The following is a 16,174-nucleotide window of genomic DNA, read 5'->3' as shown; positions in this document are numbered from 1 at the left end:
TCGTTCAATGTTTCTGGCATGCCGCAGCACCGCCCTGCCACAGACGCCGACGCCAGCATCGAGCTGGCGCTCATCGGCGTGGACGGGCAGAGTGTGGCCGATATCTCGTGTCGCCCTTCCACGGTGCCGGACGCGTAACGGGAATCCTCCCCTTCACCGCCCCGGAGCCATCCGCCCGTGGGCGCAGTGCTTGACGCACGTATTTCATCGGTCCTCCTGACAGGACCGTTCGCCGCTGCCTGCGGGCCTTCTTCCGTCCCGCCCCCTTGCCTCGCAGCCGCGAAAGGTCTTCTCGATGTCCAAGTTGTCCGTCACACCCCGCCGCCTCGCCGCGGCCGCCGTCGTCCTGGCGATCACCGGTGGCGCCGCCGCGTGCGGCCCGGAGGAGAACGGGGCCAAGGCAACCGGCGGCGGCAAGCCCGCCAAGGGCGGCACGCTCTACGTCCTCAACCAGTCGCCCCAGGAGGACTTCGACCCCGCCCGGCTCTACACCTCCGGCGGCGGCAACATACCCGGCCTGGTCTTCCGCACGCTGACCACGCGCAACCGCGAGAACGGCGCCCCGGGCGCCAAGGTCGTCCCGGACCTGGCCACCGACACCGGCACCCCCAACGCGGACGCCACCGTCTGGACGTACCACCTCAAGGACGGCCTGAAGTACGAGGACGGCTCGCCCATCACCACCGCCGACATCAAGTACGGCATCGAGCGGTCCTTCGCCGGCGAACTGTCCGGCGGCGCCCCCTACCTGCGGGACTGGCTGACCGGCGGCAAGGACTACCAGGGCCCGTACAAGGACAAGGGCGGCCTGGACTCCATCGAGACCCCGGACGCGAAGACCATCGTCTTCCACCTGGACAAGCCCGAGGGCGACTTCCCGTTCCTGGCCACCCAGACCTCCTTCGCCCCGGTGCCGCAGGCCAAGGACACCGGCACCAAGTACGAGAACCACCCCTTCTCGTCCGGCCCGTACAAGGTCGTGTCGAACCAGAACGACGGCGAGCACCTGGTCCTGGAGCGCAACACCCACTGGGACCCGAAGACCGACGAGGAGCGCAAGGCCTACCCGGACACGATCGACGTCACGTCCGGCCTGGCCGCCGCCGTGATCAACCAGCGGCTGTCCTCCGGCGCCGGCAAGGACGCGGCCGCCGTCACCACCGACACCAACCTCACCGCCGCCGAGCTCGCCAAGATCACCGGCGACAAGGAGCTGGCGAGCCGCGTCGGCACCGGCCACTTCGGCTACACCGACTACATCGCCTTCAACCCGAAGGTGAAGCCCTTCGACAACCCGAAGGTGCGCCAGGCCATCGCCTACGCGACCGACCGCACCACGGTCGTCAACGCCCTGGGCGGTTCCTCCCTCGCCGAGCCCGCCACCACCTTCCTGCCGGCGCAGAAGTCCTTCGGCTACACCCCGTACGACCCGTTCCCCGCGGGCGCGAACGGCAACGCCGCCAAGGCGAAGGAACTCCTGAAGGAGGCCGGGTACCCGGGCGGCCTGACGGTCACCCTCACCCACGACTCCACCGGCGGCGACGAGCAGGGTCCCGAGGTCGCCACCGCCCTCCAGGACGCGCTGAAGAAGGCCGGCATCACCGTCGAGCTCCAGGGCCTGGAGTCCAGCGCCTACAGCGAGAAGATCCACACCCTGAAGACCGAGCCGGGCTTCTTCCTCGCCGGCTGGGGTGCCGACTGGCCGTCCGGCGGCCCCTTCCTGGCCCCGATCTTCGACGGCCGGCAGATCGTCAAGGACGGCTACAACTACAACGCCTCGCAGCTCGACGACCCGGCCGTGAACAAGGAGATCGACGAGATCAACAAGCTCACCGACCTCCAGGCCGCCGCCACCCGCTGGGGCGCGCTCGACAAGAAGATCGGCGAGCAGGCGCTGACCGTGCCGCTGGCGTACCCCGTGTACAAGCGCCTGTACGGCAAGGACGTCAAGAACATCGTCATCAGCGACTGGACCGGTGTCCTCGACGTGGCGCAGGTCGCGGTCAAGTGACCACCACCGACGTCCTGGTGACGCCCGGCGCCGCCCCGGAGGAATCCGGGGCGGCGCCGGGCGCCCGGCAGGTCTGGCGGCGGCTGCGCGCCCAGCGCGCGGCCCTCGCCGGTACCGCCGTCATCGCCCTGCTCGTCCTGGTGGCCCTCGCCGCGCCGCTGCTCGCCGCGCTGGAGGGGCAGGACCCCGACGCGTACCACGCCTCGGCCGTCGACTCCGCCCTCGGCGGCGTCCCGCTCGGCTCCTTCGGCGGCGTGAACGCCCACCACTGGCTCGGTGTCGAACCCGGCACCGGCCGCGACCTGTTCGCCCGGCTCGCCTACGGCGCCCGGATCTCGCTCGGCATCGGCATCGGCGCGACCCTCGTGCAGGTGGTCATCGGCGTCGGCGTCGGCCTGGCCGCCGGACTCGGCAACCGCCTCCTGGACGGACTGCTCAGCCGGACCACCGACGTCATGCTCGCGCTGCCCACCCTGGTCTTCTCCATCGCGCTGCTGGCGATCGTCCCCGCCGACTTCCCGCGCCCGGTGCTGCTCGTCCTCGTCCTCGGCCTGCTCGGCTGGGGCGGCACCTCCCGCATCGTCCGCGCCCAGACCCTCAGCCTGAAGTCCTTGGACTACGTGGCCGCCGCTCGGCTCGGCGGGGCGGGCCGCTGGCGCGTCGCCCGCCGCGAACTGCTGCCCTCGCTGGCCGCGCCCGTGGTGACGTACGCCGCGCTCCTGGTGCCGAGCAACATCGCCTCGGAGGCCGGCCTGTCCTTCCTCGGCATCGGCGTGAAGCCGCCCACGCCCTCCTGGGGCCAGATGCTCTCCTCGGCCACCACCTGGTACCAGGCCGATCCGACGTACGTGCTGCTGCCCGCGGGGCTGATCTTCGTCACCGTGCTGGCGTTCACCGCGCTCGGCGACGGGGTCCGCACCGCGCTCGACCCGCGGGCGGCCGGCCGGGTCCGCGTCCTGTCGCGGCGGCGGAAGAAGAAGGCGGGTTCCTGATGGCCATGACCCGGTTCGCGCTCCAGCGGCTGCTTTCGGCGCTGGTGGTCCTCCTCGTCCTGAGCGTCGCGGTCTACGCGCTCTTCTACCTCCTGCCCGGCGACCCGGCGCGGCTGGCCTGCGGGCCCAAGTGCACCGCCGACCAGGTCGACCAGGTCCGCACGCAACTCGGCCTGGACTCCCCGGCCTACGCGCAGTACCTGCACTTCCTGCACGGCCTGGTGGCCGGCACGGACGTCAGCACCGGCGTCGGGACCGAGCACTGCGGCGCTCCGTGCCTGGGCTTCTCCTACCAGAGCGGGGAGCAGGTCACCTCGCTGCTCGCCCAGCGCCTGCCGGCCACCGCCTCGCTCTCGCTGGGCGCGATGGTGCTGTGGCTGGTCATCGGCGTCGGCAGCGGACTGCTCTCCGCCCTGCGCCACGGCGGGATCGGCGCGCGGCTGCTCACCGCGCTGACGCTGGCGGGCAACGCCGTGCCCGTCTTCATCATCGGCATCCTGCTCATGCTGCTGTTCGTCTCGGTGCTGGGCTGGCTGCCCTTCCCGTCGTACGTCCCGCTCACCGAGGACCCCGAGCAGTGGGCGTGGAACCTGCTGCTGCCCTGGCTCTCCCTGGCCATCCTGGAGAGCGCCAAGTACGCACGGCTGACCCGCAGTTCCATGCTGGAGACGCTCGCCGAGGACCATGTGCGCACACTGCGCGCCTACGGCGTCCGTGAGCGTTCCGTCATCGGGCGGCACGCGCTGCGCGGCGCCCTTCCCTCGGTCATCGCGCTGTCCGCGCTGGACCTGGGGACGATGTTCGGCGGCGCGGTGCTCACCGAGTCGCTCTTCGGCATCCCGGGGCTCGGCAAGAGCCTGGTGGACTCGGTCAGCACCGAGGACCTGCCGGTGGTGGTCGGCCTCGTGCTGGTCACCGGCTTCTTCGTGGTACTCGCCAACGCCCTCGCGGACGTGCTGTACGCGGTGGCCGACCGACGGGTGGTGCTGGCATGACGTCACCGCTGATCGAGGTCGCCGACCTCACGATCGACTTCCCGACCGGGGCCGGCCCGGTCCGCGCCGTGGACGGGCTCTCCTTCACCCTGGAGGCGGGCGGCGCGCTCGGCGTCGTCGGCGAGTCCGGCAGCGGCAAGAGCGCCACCGCCTACGCCCTGCTCGGACTGCACCGGGACAGCGGCGCGGAGATCGGCGGCTCCGTGCGGGTCGCCGGGGTCGACGTGCAGACCGCGGAGGAACGCGAGTTGCGGCGGCTGCGCGGCGGACTGGCCGCGATGGTCTTCCAGGACCCGCTGTCCTCGCTGGACCCCTACTTCGCCATCGGAGACCAGATCGCCGAGGTGTACCGCGTGCACCACCCCAAGGCCTCCCGTCGGGCGGCCCGGCAGCGCGCGGTCGAGGTGCTGGACCGGGTGGGCATCCCGGACGCGCCGCGCCGCGCGCGCTCGCGCCCGCACGAGTTCAGCGGCGGCATGCGGCAGCGCGCGCTCATCGCCATGGCACTGGCCTGCGAGCCCCGGCTGCTGATCGCCGACGAGCCCACGACCGCCCTCGACGTCACCGTCCAGGCGCAGATCCTCGACCTCCTGCACGAACTGCGCCGCGAGACCGGCATGGGCCTGCTTCTCGTCACGCACGACCTGGGGGTCGTCGCGGGCAGCGTCGACCAGGTGCTGGTCATGAAGGACGGACGCGCCGTGGAACGCGGCCCGGTCGGCGAGGTGCTGGGCGCGCCGGAACAGGCGTACACCCGCGACCTGGTGGCGGCGGTGCCGCGGGTGGAGAACGCCCGGACGCCCGCGCCGGACGCGGGCGGCGGGCAGATCCTGCTGGAGGCCACCGGTCTGCGCCGGGAGTTCGGCCGGCGCGGCGCCCGCTTCGCGGCCGTCGACGACGTCTCGCTGACGGTGCGCGCGGGGGAGACCCTCGGTGTCGTCGGCGAGTCCGGCAGCGGCAAGACCACCCTCGGACGCATGCTCGTCGGCCTGCTGGAGCCCAGCGGCGGCCGGATCCGGCACGAGGGCGGCCGGACCGGGCTGCAGATGGTCTTCCAGGACCCCGTCTCCTCGCTCAACCCGCGGCGCAGCATCGGCGAGTCCATCGCCGACCCGCTGCGCACGGCCGGCGTCCTCGACGACGCGGCCGTGGTGGCGCGGGTGCGCGAACTGCTGGAGCGGGTCGGGCTCGACCCCGCCTGGTACCACCGCTACCCGCACGAGTTCAGCGGCGGGCAGCGGCAGCGGGTCGGCATCGCGCGGGCCCTGGCGCCCGAGCCCCGGCTGATCGTCTGCGACGAGCCCGTCTCGGCGCTGGACGTCACCACGCAGGCCCAGGTCGTCGCCCTGCTCGGCGAGTTGCAGCGCGAACTCGGCATCGCGCTGGTCTTCGTCGCCCACGACCTCGCCGTCGTGCGCCAGGTCAGCGACCGCGTCGCCGTCATGCGCGCCGGACGCATCGTGGAGCACGGGCCCGCCGACCAGGTCTACGAGGCGCCGGAGCACGACTACACCCGGGGCCTGCTGGCGGCCGTGCCGGTGCTGGACCCCGCCGCCGCGGCGGCGCGTCGCACGGAGCGCGCCCGCGTGGCGTGATCCGCACGCCCCTGGGGCAGGATGGGCGCGGCCCGCGCGACGTGCGCGGGCCGGGGGCGAGGGGAGCGCACAAGTGCGGCGGCGGGCGTTCATGATGGGGGGCGCGGTCGCGACCGCGGCCGCGCTGGGCGGGGGCATGGTGGGGGTGGCCGAGGACGCGCTGCCCGAAAGCGCCGCGTTCCGCAGGCAATTGGGCTGGACCGGCCCGGACGGCGTCGTCCCCGACGTGCCGGAAGGGCGGGTCACCCGGCGCCGGGTGACCTCGCGGGCCACCCGCAGCCGCCCTGAGCTGGTGACCGTCGACCCGCACGGCATCCCGGCCGCGCAGGCGGACCGGCTGCCGGTCTGCCTGCTGCTGCACGGCCGGGGCTCGTCGGCGTACGGCCTGGTGGAGCTGGGGATGGCCCGCTTCCTGACGCAGGCGGTCCAGGGCGGCGTCCCGCCCTGCCGCCTGGTCGCGGTCGACGGGGGCCAGGCCTCGTACTGGCAGGCGTCGGGCGGCTCGGACCCGCAGCGCATGCTGCTGCGGGAACTGCCCGGATGGCTCGGCGGCCGCGCCCCGCGCGCCGTGCTCGGCATATCCATGGGCGGCTTCGGCGCGCTGCGCTACGCCCGCTCCCGCGCCGTCGACGCCGTGGCGGTGCTGAGCCCGGCGCTGTTCCGCACCTGGACCGACGCCCGGGCGGTCGGGGTGTTCGGCGGGCAGATCGACTGGGAGGCGGACGAACCGCTGCGCCACACCGGGCAGTTGAAGGTCAAGGGCGACCGCGTCGGAGTGTGGTGCGGCCGCGAGGACCCGTTCCACGACGCCGCGCGGGAGTTCGCGGACGCCGTGCACCCGGCGGTGGCCGCCTTCGACCACGGCGCGCACGACGACGGCTACTGGCGCCGGGTCGCGCCCGACGCACTCCGCTTCGTCGGCGAACGCCTACTCGGTAAAAACGCGTAACGCTTGCGAAAGTTACGCCTCTTCACCCCTTTCGGTGGCACGGCGGACAACCGTCCGTCGTGTCGGCACGTCACCGGCATACGGTCATCGCGCCCGAGAAGACCGGTGCCGAGAGGGGGCAGACGTGCGGATCGCATTACTCACCGAGGGTGGTTATCCGTATGCGCGGGGCGAGGGGAGTGCCTGGGTCGACCGCCTCGTGCGCGGGCTCGACGCCCACGAGTTCGCGGTGTACACGCTCGGCCGCAGCGAACGCGCCGACGCCTCCGGGCTGCTGGAGCTGCCGCCGCAGGTGACCGCCGTGCGCACCCTGCCGCTGTGGGGCCCCGCCCCCCGGCCGGCGGCGGCCGGGACGAAGGCGCGCAGACGCCGCTCCCTGGTGCTGGAGCACTACCGCGACCTGGCCGGGACGCTCGCCGGCGACGTCGGCGCCAACGGCGTGGCGGACCGTTTCGCCTCCGCCCTCTACGGACTGGCCGACCTCGCCCGGGAGGACGGCGGCGTCCCCGCGCTGCTCCGCTCCGAACTCGCCCTGCGCGTCCTGGAGGACGCCTGCCGCGCACCCGGTGCACGCCCCCTGGTGGCCGACGCGGGCGTGGGCGACCTGATGGCCGTCGCCGACCAGCTGGAGCGCGCGCTGCGCCCGCTGAGCGCCCCCTGGTACGACGAGTTCGGCGACGCCCTGGCCGGAGCCGACCTCGCCCACGCCGTGACCGGCGGTACCGCGCTGCTGCCCGCCCTTCTGGCCAAACGGTTCTTCGGAACGCCCCTGCTGATCACCGAGTACGGCGTCCGCCTGCGCGAGACACTGCTCGCCCACCGCGCCGCCGGACTCCCCGCCCCCGTAAGGGCCCTGCTCGCCGCCTTCCACCGCCGCCTGGCCGGCGAGGCCTACCGCAAGGCCGCCCTCGTCACCCCCGGCAACGCCCACGCCCGGCGCTGGCAGGAGCACTGCGGTGCCGACCGCGAACGCGTCCGCACCGTCCATCCCGGCTATCAGGGCACCGTGCCCGGCCCCGTGGACACCGGCGGCGGCGACCCCGCGCTGGTGTGGGTGGGCCGGATCGAACCCGGCAAGGACCTGATCGCCCTGCTGCACGCCTTCGGCGAGGTCCGCCGCGCCGAACCCGGCGCCCGGCTGCGCATCATCCGGGCCGCCGACGCCGATCCCGGCTACCTGCACCACTGCCGCGCCCTGGCGGCCCAGCTCTTCCCCGACGAGGCCGCGAACGCGGTGACCGTCGGCGAGAGCCCGGTGACCTTCGAGGAACTCGGCGCGCCGGGCACCCCCGGACTCGCGGACGCCTACGCGGCCGGCGACGTGGTGGTGCTCTCCAGCATCGTGGAGGGCTTTCCGCTCTCCCTCGTCGAGGCCATGTTCTGCGGCCGGGCCACCGTCTCGACCGACGTCGGCGCCGTCCGCGAGGTCATCGGCGGCACCGGCCTGGTCGTCCCGCCCCGCAACCCCCGCGCGCTCGCCGAGGCGTGCGTCGCCCTGCTCCGCGACCCCGAACGGCGCCGGCGGCTCGGCGCGGCGGCCCGCGAACGCGCCCTGGAGCTCTTCACCGTCGAGCAGAACATCGCCGCCTTCCGCGAGATCTACCTCGACCTCGTCGCCCACGCCCCCGGCCGCGACGGGCCCCTGCGGGACGAGGACGGCGCGCCCGTGCCCTTCGGCCGGCCCGCCGAGGCGCACGTCCCCGGCCGCTGGACGGCCACCCCCACCTGGGCGCGCCGGCGCGAGCCCGCGTTCGCCGGCCCGGAGAGGCAGGACCACGCATGAGCCGCGCGCCGCAGGAGCAGTCGCACGACCGGCCCGCCGCCCCGGCGGCCGGCGCGTCCTGGGGCGACCCGCCGCCCCCTGCCCCCGCCGATCCGGCCGCCCGCAAGGCCGGCACCCCGCCGCGCAAGCACGGACCCGCCGACCCCGTACGCGGACTGATGCACCGTCACCACCACCTGTGCGCCGAAGCGGTGGACCCGCTGGAGATCGTCGCCGGACTGGAGGCGCAGGGCGTCACCGACCGGGTCGCGGGCTCGTTCCGCCATCGTGACGTCTTCACCCTCGCCGAGGAGCTGTACGCCCGGGTGCCCCGGGCCGACGGGCCGGAACCGGCCGCCGAGACACCCGTACGGCCCCCGGTGCTGCTGACCCTCGCCCCCGGCCTGGTGTGCGCGGCCGCCACCTGGGCGCTGCACACCCTGCACTCGCTCGCCGTCGTCGCCGTCGCCGGCCCGCTGCTGCTGGCCGCGCTCTTCGCCGCACTGCGCACCGGGCCGCTGCGGACCCCCTACGGCAACGGCGCCGGCGGCACCCTGTGGGCCTGCTGGCTGCTGGGGTTCGCCGCCTTCGCCGAGGGCGTCCGGCAGCCGGCCGCGGGGGCCGTCACGACCGCCCTGGCGCTGTCGCTCGCGCCCGCCGCCTGGTGCGCGCACCGCTTCGCCGTACGCGCCCGGGGCCATCTGCTGCGCAGCCGCAGCCTGGAGGAGTTCGGGGCCGCGGTGCGCCCGCTGCTCCTCGGCACCCTGGCGCTCCACCTGGCCGCGGTCACGGCCCTGCTGTGCGCCGCACGCGCCGTCGTCGGCGCCCCCTTCACCCCCGCCACCCTCGCCGGGCCCGCCGCGCTGGCCCTGCTGCTGTTCACCGGCCGCCTGCTGGCGATCCACGGCTACCCCGACGCCGGCGCGGTCGCCACCGGCCTGGCCTGCGCCGCCGAGGCCGTCGGCCTGGCCGCGGTCCCGCTCGGCCGGCTGTCGCTGGCCCCCGCCGAGGTTGCCGCCGTCGCGTGCGCCGCGGCGGCCCCGGCGCTGGCGGCCTACGCGCTGTCCGCGCTGTCCCGGGCCTCGGCCCACACCTTCGCGGCGGCGCCCGCGATGACCCGCCCCGCCCCGCGAGGCACGAAGAAGCAGTCAAGGAGCAACTGACGATGAACCACCGACCCCCGATCCCAGCGCACGCCCGGCGGAGGCACGCGCGATGAGAGTCCTCCTGCTCGGGGCCGACGGATTCGTCGGCCGTCATGTGGCGGAACGGCTGCTCGCCGACCCCGCCGTGCAGCTCACCGCGCTGGGCCGCAGCGACGACGCGGACGTGCGCTTCGACCTGTCGTCGGGGAGCCCGGGGGCGCTCGCCCGCTTCATGGACGCGGTGCACCCCGGCGTCGTCGTCAACTGCGCGGGAGCGATCCGGGGCGGCGCCCGCGAACTGACCCGGCACAACACGATCGCGGTGGCCACGGTCTGCGAGGCCATGCGCCGCAGCGCCACCTCGGCGCGGCTGGTGCAGGTCGGGTGCGCCGCCGAGTACGGACCCTCGCCCGCCGGCAGTTCCACCGCCGAGGACGCGGTGCCCCGGCCTGGCGGCCCGTACGGGGTCAGCAAACTCGCCGCGTCCGAACTGGTGCTGGGGTCCGGGCTGGACGCGGTCGTCCTGCGCGTGTTCACCCCGGTGGGCCCGGGCACCCCCGCCGCCTCGCCCATCGGCCGCCTCGCGGAGGCGCTGCGCCGGGCGATGCAGACCGGCGACGGGGAGCTCAAACTCACCGGACTGGGCGTGCAGCGCGACTTCGTGGACGTCCGCGACGTGGCCCGCGCCGTGCACGCCGCCTCCCTGTCCGCCGCGCAGGGCATGGTCAACATCGGCACCGGCCGCGCGGTCCCGCTGCGCGACGTCGCCGCGGGCCTGGCGGCCGCGGCCGGCTACACCGGCGCGCTGCACGAGGTCGAGGAGCCGCAGATCGCCGGCGGCGGCCCGCCGCACTACCCCGACGGCTGCGGGGCCTGGCAGCAGGCCGATGTCCGCACCGCGCGCGACCGCCTGGGCTGGCGGCCCAGAATCGCCCTGGAGGAATCACTCGCCGACGTCTGGATGGAGGCGGCATGCCGGGTCTGACCTCGGCCGGAACACGCCGGCCGATCGGCCGCTGCGACGGGCTCGGCTTCGGCGTGCCCGCGTACGCGCACCCGCTGGTCGCCCCCGCGGAGTGGGCCGAACTCGCCCGCCCCGAGGCGCCGCTGCACTGGGTGGTCGTCAACGTCTCGCGGGGGCCCGGCAGCCGCGTGGACCCCCTGTACACCGACGCGGCCGTGCGGCTGCGGGACGCGGCCGTACCCGTCCTCGGCTACCTGGACGCACGGCACGGGGCCCGCCCCTTCGGGCAGCTCGTCGCCGACGCGCACCGCTTCCTGGACTGGTACCGCGTCGAGGGCTTCTACGTCGACCGGGCCCCGACGACCTCCGCCGAGCTCCAGGACTGCCGGCGGCTGATCACCACGCTGCGCGCCCTGCTCGCGGTCGAGGGCGGCAGCCGCGGCCACGTGGTCCTCGGCCACGGCAGCCACCCCTACGAGGGCTACGCCGAGATCGCCGACCAGCTCGTCACGTTCGCCGGGCCCTGGACCCAGTACCGCTGGTCCGAGGCACCGGAGTGGACCGCGGCCCACCCGCCCGAGCGCTTCTGCCACCTCGTGCACGGCGTCCCCGCCCCGCACCTGGAGAACGCCATGCGGATCGCCCGCTGGCAGGGCGCCGCCACCGTCTACTTCACCGACCGCACCGACCACGCGGCCTGGGAGGGGCTGCCCGCGTACTGGGCGGAGGCGTCGCGGCTGCTGCAGAGCCAGCCGCCGCCCAGTATGTGACCGGATCGCGTCTCGGTCCTCGGGACGGCGGTCTTGGAATGAAGACGGGCGTGGCAGTGTTACGGGTAGAACCACCCGTAGTGATCGATCGACAAACGGAGTCCCCGTGTCGCTGCCACCCCTGGTCGAGCCGGCCGCCGAGCTCACCGTCGACGAGGTCCGCAGGTACTCCCGCCACCTGATCATCCCCGACGTCGGGATGGACGGGCAGAAGCGGCTGAAGAACGCCAAGGTGCTCTGCGTCGGCGCCGGCGGGCTCGGCTCGCCGGCCCTGATGTACCTCGCCGCCGCCGGTGTCGGCACGCTCGGCATCGTGGAGTTCGACGAGGTCGACGAGTCCAACCTGCAGCGCCAGATCATCCACAGCCAGGCCGACATCGGCCGCTCCAAGGCGGAGTCCGCCCGCGACAGCGTCAAGGGCATCAACCCGTACGTCGAGGTCGTCCTTCACGAGGAGCGGCTCGAGGCCGACAACGTGATGGAGATCTTCAGCCAGTACGACCTGATCGTCGACGGCACGGACAACTTCGCGACCCGCTACCTGGTCAACGACGCCTGCGTGCTGCTGAACAAGCCGTACGTCTGGGGCTCCATCTACCGCTTCGACGGCCAGGCCTCGGTCTTCTGGTCCGAGCACGGCCCCTGCTACCGCTGCCTCTACCCGGAGCCCCCGCCGCCGGGCATGGTCCCCTCCTGCGCCGAGGGCGGCGTGCTGGGCGTGCTGTGCGCGTCCATCGGCTCCATCCAGGTCACCGAGGCCATCAAGGTCCTCACCGGCACCGGCGAGCCCCTGGTCGGCCGGCTGATGATCTACGACGCCCTGGAGATGCAGTACCGCCAGGTCAAGGTCCGCAAGGACCCCGACTGCGCGGTCTGCGGCGAGAACCCCACCGTCACCGAACTCATCGACTACGAGGCCTTCTGCGGCGTCGTCTCCGAGGAGGCGCAGGCGGCGGCCATGGGCTCGACGATCACTCCCAAGCAGCTCAAGGAGTGGATCGACGACGGCGAGAACATCGACATCATCGACGTCCGCGAGCCGAACGAGTACGAGATCGTCTCCATCCCCGGCGCCCGTCTGATCCCCAAGAACGAGTTCCTGATGGGCAACGCCCTCCAGGACCTCCCGCAGGACAAGAAGATCGTCCTGCACTGCAAGACCGGCGTCCGCTCGGCCGAGGTCCTCGCCGTCCTGAAGTCCGCGGGCTTCGCCGACGCGGTCCACGTCGGCGGCGGCGTCATCGGCTGGGTCAACACGATCGAGCCGGAGAAGCCCGTCTACTGATCACCGTCCCGCTGACCGGCAGGGCCCCCGGAAGCCCGCGGCTGCGACGCCGCGGGCTTCTGCCGTTTCCGGCGGCCGGCGCCGCGCGGTCTCATTCGGGCCTGACCCGCGATCGCCCCGCCGCGCCCATCGCGCCGGCCAACCGTGCGGAACTCGCTGACCTGGTCTCGGACTTTCCTCTTGCCACTCATGACCGCGTACACCACGCTGTGGCTGACTGAGCCAAGTCGGTCAGGGGCCGTTCTCGTTTGCTCCCCATCAGCCACCGCGGCTGCCAGGCAGTCCCCGATCGATCGGGGAGGCGAGGGGGACGCTATACGCGGGGGTTGGGGACTTGCTTCCAGCCGTCGATCGACTTGGTCACGAACAGCGCTCGATAGACCTCGCGGGTCCACACAGTGGCGCCCTCACCGTACTCGGGGAGTTCCTCGAACGCCTCCTCTTCCGAGTCGTAGTTGTACTTCCGGCCCTTCGCGTCCTTGATCATCCACTCTCTGTCGGGCAGCCCCGCGAGTCCCATAGCCACGAAGATCTTCCTCCCCACTCGTCTGGGCGGGATCGTAGCGGCCGCGGCCTCGACGGCGGACAAAGGGGTATCACCTGCACTCCGGGTGAAGGCCGCGCGTGGCTAGGAGTCGCTGAACCAGGAGCCGATCGAGTTCCATTGGAAGGCATTCCGCCAGGCAATCCCGCCCGTCTCCCAGCCCGTCAGAGCCGCGACGACCTTCTCTGCTGAGAGTGTCCGTGTCTGGTAGTGCTCGGCAGGACTGCGATCACGGTATTCGAGTTCGTAGGTGCCGTCGGGCCGAAGCCACACCTGGGCGTAGCAGTCCGCCTCCACGGCACACCCCAGCACGAGGACCCCGTCGCGGGGAAGGCTCAGCACCGCTGCTTCCAGTCGCGCGCCGCGTGGGCAGTTCTGCTCGGGGCGGTGGCCCGGGTGCACTGCGGGATCGTCCCGGGCAGGCTCTGCGAGTGGCAGTCCGCAGGCGTCGACCAGTTCGAAGAAGAGGTCCTCCACGAGCGGATCCGCCCTCTTGGTCAAGACCGCACGCAGTGCTTCCCGATCCGCAATGAACGCGCCCTCGGCCGCCCAAAGGGCTATCCGATCCGCAGCCTTGGGCACATCCGCGAGCAACGAGCGGACCCTCCCGTCTTCGACCGGATCAAGGAAGGTCGACCAGGCGACCCCGGACGGGGTGAGACCGCGGACGTGGCAGACACCGCTGTCCATGACGCTCGCGATCATGACGGGCGAGCCGGTCGCTGCGACCAGCCGATGCAGCCAACGGTCGTCGTCGTTCTCCGGCAGATAGTCGTTCACCTGCAGCGTCTGCCAGCCACCGGGGCGCGGCCGGCACTCGTGGAAGTAATCGGCCTGCTCCTCGATGCACCACTCCGGGTCATCGAATGCCGGCAGGTCCCGCAACGAGGAATCGCTGCGCGCCAGAACGAAGTCGCCCGAGTAACCCATGCTTCCTCCCCAGAGAATGCCGCGATGCTAGCGACGGGGACGGACACCGGCCCGGGCGCCCACGCGGCCGGCGTAGCGACTTCGGCCGGGCGTTTCCATGAGCCAGTCGATCACCGGGGCGCCGTCGAACCTGGCGCGCGGCCGTCTCCGTCGCGGGTCGTACCCTGCACGGCCTCGCTGCCTGAGGGTGTGACGTCCGCGCTGTGGTGTGGTGCTTCGAAGGCCACAGTGTCGACAGGGCACTCACCCTCGCGGTCGGGGTCTTCGCCGCCGCGCCGATGTTCGGGCTCTACCTCACCGAGCCACCACGCCGGCGCGTGGGATGTGCCTTCGCGCTCCTGGCCGTGATCGTGTCGGCCGTGGTCGGCTTGGCGGTGCAGTCGTGGCTCTGTCCCACGCTCCCTGTGGGGTTCCCGATGGGCGAGATTGCCGGAGTGCCCATCGGGGCGGCCCTGTTCGCTCTGGTCGTCAGCCGGGCGAAGGCTGCCTGACGGGCGGTGCGAGTCACCCAGGGGCAGGTGCGGCCCGGCCTGTCGCGGCGATGACCAGCGGGGCGTCCTTCTTCGGCAGCGCGACCTCGTGGCTCCCGTCGGCCGTGGTCAGTTCGTAGAACGCGAACCTGCCGCCGTTCAGCGGCAGCTTCTTGTCGCGCTGCGTGAGCGTGAACGGGCCGGTGAGCACGGTCTCCTGCTTGGTGCGGCGCTCCTGCCACACCAGCGGCTGCCCGTGGGCGACCAGGAGCCGGCCCGGCTTGAGTTGCTGGATCTGCCGGCCCTTGCCGACGTTCAACGAGGCCACGTGGCCGAGGGTCTTGCTGAGCGCGATCGGAGACGTCACGGCAGTGATCTCGGCAGCCGTGGTGGGGCCGGCGAGGGCCGCGAGAGCCTGCGCCGGGCTACCCCGCCCGACGCCCGGTGCAGGCCCGGGTTGGCGCCGTCGCGGAGGCCGGGGAAGCCCTGGGCGATGACGGCCGCGGGGGCGAGGGGCATGGCGGGTGGCGGCGGGGCGCCGCGACGGCCCGAGCCGCCGCGGCGCCCGCCCGCGTCAGCGGCCCGCGGTCAGCGCCTCCAGCGATCCGCGGTGCAGGACGAGGTCGTCCGGGTCGGCCGGCAGTTCCCGCTCCCCGGCGGCCACCTGCCGGTAGCCCTCGTCCAGCATCAGCACGGCGTGCCGCAGGGCCGCGTACAGGGTGTGGAACTCCGGGTCGCGGGGGGTGTGCCCGGTCAGTTGCGCGTAGATCCCGGCGACCCGGCCGCCCTCCAGGAAGCCGGGCAGGCCGGGGAAGCCGGAGGCGGTCGCCAGTTCCTGGAAGCAGCGGTGCCGGTGCACCAGCCAGGCCAGGTCCAGTTCGCGGGGCCCGGCGCCGCTCATCTCCCAGTCCAGTACGGCCACGGGTGCGAAGTCGGCGTCGTAGACGATGTTGCCGATGCGGGCGTCGCCCCAGCTCAGCACCGACGGCCCGGGGTCGGCGGGCCAGATGTCCGCCAGCCGGGCGAAGGCCCGCTCGATCATGGGGGAGGGGGCCCGCCCCTTGACGACCCGGGCGTAGAGGGCGCGTTGCGCCTCGACGTGCTCCCGCAGCCCGCCCTCCGCCGGCACCGAGTGGATCTGCGCGAGCACGTCCACCGTGGCGCGCTCCAGCCGTGCCCGTTCCTCCTCGGTGGCGTCGAAGAGCCAGTTGGAGCCGTACGTGTACGGCATGACGTCCGGCGGGACGCGCCCGGCGACCCGCTCCATGACGAAGAACGGCGCGCCCAGGGGCTCCGGGTCGGGCTCCAGCCAGAGCAGCTCGGGGACGGGGACGCGGGTCCGTGCCGCGACGGTCCGGAGGGTTCGGTACTGGGCGGCCATGTCGTACGACGGGATGGCCGCGGGCCCCTCCGGGCCCGCCGCCAGCCGCAGTACGCAGGGCCGGACCCGCTGCCGGGCGGTGCCGGCTGGATGCGGGACGGCGAGGTCGAACAGGACGGTCTCGCCCGACGGGCCGACGGCGGCGGGCACGCGCACGTTCCGGCAGCGGGCGCCGGGGTGCTTGGCGTTCAGCCAGTGATCGAGTCGGCGGCACAGCAGTTCGGGGTCACGGGTGGTCGTGCGCACCGTGGTCACAGGGCCTCCTTGCCGGTGGAACCGCTGGGGGTGTGGCGGCCGATGCTGCCGAGCTCAAAGATGCCGTAGCCGACCCTGCCGTCCCTGGCGCAACGCGCGGCATGATCGGTGACTCCCTCCCCGGTC

General features: G+C 73.4%; 15 protein-coding genes. 11 read left to right on the top strand and 4 right to left on the bottom strand.

Annotated features, from left to right (window positions below):
- The first annotated feature begins 295 nt into the window (after window positions 1-295).
- From ACIP64_RS01820 to moeZ, 10 genes are all read left to right on the top strand, one after another.
- A complete protein-coding gene (locus ACIP64_RS01820; RefSeq protein WP_401580624.1) occupies window positions 296-2,011 on the top strand; it encodes an ABC transporter substrate-binding protein in 1,716 nt (571 codons plus the stop codon).
- Window positions 2,008-3,003, top strand: a complete 996-nt coding sequence (locus ACIP64_RS01815; protein WP_401580622.1) for an ABC transporter permease — start codon at window positions 2,008-2,010, stop codon at window positions 3,001-3,003. The genes ACIP64_RS01820 and ACIP64_RS01815 overlap by 4 nt, the downstream gene beginning before the upstream one ends.
- 5 nt (window positions 3,004-3,008) lie before the next feature.
- The gene (locus tag ACIP64_RS01810) at window positions 3,009-3,998 is read left to right on the top strand and encodes an ABC transporter permease (RefSeq protein WP_360907442.1); all 990 of its coding nucleotides are present in this window, start codon (window positions 3,009-3,011) and stop codon (window positions 3,996-3,998) included.
- Window positions 3,995-5,593 carry a dipeptide ABC transporter ATP-binding protein gene (locus ACIP64_RS01805; RefSeq protein ID WP_401580620.1) on the top strand — a complete coding sequence of 533 codons (1,599 nt, stop codon included), beginning with the start codon at window positions 3,995-3,997 and terminating at the stop codon, window positions 5,591-5,593. Before ACIP64_RS01810 ends, ACIP64_RS01805 begins: the two co-directional genes overlap by 4 nt.
- Window positions 5,594-5,666: 73 nt before the next feature.
- On the top strand, window positions 5,667-6,542 hold the full coding sequence (locus ACIP64_RS01800) for an alpha/beta hydrolase (RefSeq protein WP_401580618.1): 876 nt from the start codon (window positions 5,667-5,669) through the stop codon (window positions 6,540-6,542).
- Window positions 6,543-6,666: 124 nt separating this feature from the next.
- Window positions 6,667-8,325, top strand: coding sequence for a GT4 family glycosyltransferase PelF (gene pelF / locus ACIP64_RS01795; RefSeq protein WP_401580616.1), 1,659 nt, complete (start codon window positions 6,667-6,669; stop codon window positions 8,323-8,325).
- The gene (locus ACIP64_RS01790) at window positions 8,322-9,467 is read left to right on the top strand and encodes a hypothetical protein (protein ID WP_401580614.1); all 1,146 of its coding nucleotides are present in this window, start codon (window positions 8,322-8,324) and stop codon (window positions 9,465-9,467) included. Before pelF ends, ACIP64_RS01790 begins: the two co-directional genes overlap by 4 nt.
- A 52-nt stretch (window positions 9,468-9,519) precedes the next feature.
- Window positions 9,520-10,434: an NAD-dependent epimerase/dehydratase family protein gene (locus tag ACIP64_RS01785; RefSeq protein WP_360907310.1), complete on the top strand. Its 915-nt coding sequence runs from the start codon at window positions 9,520-9,522 to the stop codon at window positions 10,432-10,434.
- Window positions 10,422-11,183, top strand: coding sequence for a spherulation-specific family 4 protein (locus ACIP64_RS01780; protein WP_401580612.1), 762 nt, complete (start codon window positions 10,422-10,424; stop codon window positions 11,181-11,183). The genes ACIP64_RS01785 and ACIP64_RS01780 overlap by 13 nt, the downstream gene beginning before the upstream one ends.
- 106 nt (window positions 11,184-11,289) lie before the next feature.
- Complete coding sequence (gene moeZ, locus ACIP64_RS01775) at window positions 11,290-12,468, top strand: adenylyltransferase/sulfurtransferase MoeZ (RefSeq protein WP_401580611.1); 1,179 nt, start codon at window positions 11,290-11,292, stop codon at window positions 12,466-12,468.
- Window positions 12,469-12,781: 313 nt separating this feature from the next.
- Here the strand turns inward: moeZ and ACIP64_RS01770 are convergent, their stop codons facing one another.
- Entirely contained in the window at window positions 12,782-12,994 is a 213-nt protein-coding gene (locus tag ACIP64_RS01770) for a hypothetical protein (RefSeq protein ID WP_401580610.1), read from the bottom strand.
- A gap of 102 nt (window positions 12,995-13,096) precedes the next feature.
- On the bottom strand, window positions 13,097-13,942 hold the full coding sequence (locus tag ACIP64_RS01765; RefSeq protein WP_401580608.1) for a hypothetical protein: 846 nt from the start codon (window positions 13,940-13,942) through the stop codon (window positions 13,097-13,099).
- A gap of 203 nt (window positions 13,943-14,145) precedes the next feature.
- On the opposite strand from ACIP64_RS01765, the gene ACIP64_RS01760 reads away from it, so the two are divergent.
- Window positions 14,146-14,433 (top strand): hypothetical protein, encoded by a 288-nt coding sequence (locus ACIP64_RS01760; RefSeq protein ID WP_401580606.1) that lies wholly within the window; start codon window positions 14,146-14,148, stop codon window positions 14,431-14,433.
- A gap of 13 nt (window positions 14,434-14,446) precedes the next feature.
- Here ACIP64_RS01760 and ACIP64_RS01755 read toward each other — a convergent pair whose 3' ends face one another.
- Window positions 14,447-14,779: a hypothetical protein gene (locus ACIP64_RS01755; RefSeq protein ID WP_401580604.1), complete on the bottom strand. Its 333-nt coding sequence runs from the start codon at window positions 14,777-14,779 to the stop codon at window positions 14,447-14,449.
- Between the two features lie 207 nt (window positions 14,780-14,986).
- Window positions 14,987-16,048, bottom strand: a complete 1,062-nt coding sequence (locus tag ACIP64_RS01750; RefSeq protein ID WP_401580602.1) for a phosphotransferase family protein — start codon at window positions 16,046-16,048, stop codon at window positions 14,987-14,989.
- Between the last annotated feature and the right edge of the window lie 126 nt (window positions 16,049-16,174).

Origin of the sequence: Streptomyces sp. NPDC088733 (assembly GCF_044751185.1) — a bacterium.
Classification (GTDB): Bacteria; Actinomycetota; Actinomycetes; order Streptomycetales; family Streptomycetaceae; genus Actinacidiphila.
The sequence above is the reverse complement of the archived record's forward strand: the minus strand, read 5'-3'. Positions and strand labels throughout refer to the sequence as shown.

Bases quoted from the DNA above. Each gene is read 5' to 3' on its own strand.
- ACIP64_RS01765 (WP_401580608.1), bottom strand. From the start codon at position 13,942: ATGGGTTACTCGGGCGACTTCGTTCTGGCGCGCAGCGATTCCTCGTTG.
- ACIP64_RS01790 (WP_401580614.1), top strand. From the start codon at position 8,322: ATGAGCCGCGCGCCGCAGGAGCAGTCGCACGACCGGCCCGCCGCCCCG.
- ACIP64_RS01785 (WP_360907310.1), top strand. From the start codon at position 9,520: ATGAGAGTCCTCCTGCTCGGGGCCGACGGATTCGTCGGCCGTCATGTG.
- ACIP64_RS01780 (WP_401580612.1), top strand. From the start codon at position 10,422: ATGCCGGGTCTGACCTCGGCCGGAACACGCCGGCCGATCGGCCGCTGC.
- ACIP64_RS01820 (WP_401580624.1), top strand. From the start codon at position 296: ATGTCCAAGTTGTCCGTCACACCCCGCCGCCTCGCCGCGGCCGCCGTC.
- ACIP64_RS01805 (WP_401580620.1), top strand. From the start codon at position 3,995: ATGACGTCACCGCTGATCGAGGTCGCCGACCTCACGATCGACTTCCCG.
- ACIP64_RS01810 (WP_360907442.1), top strand. From the start codon at position 3,009: ATGACCCGGTTCGCGCTCCAGCGGCTGCTTTCGGCGCTGGTGGTCCTC.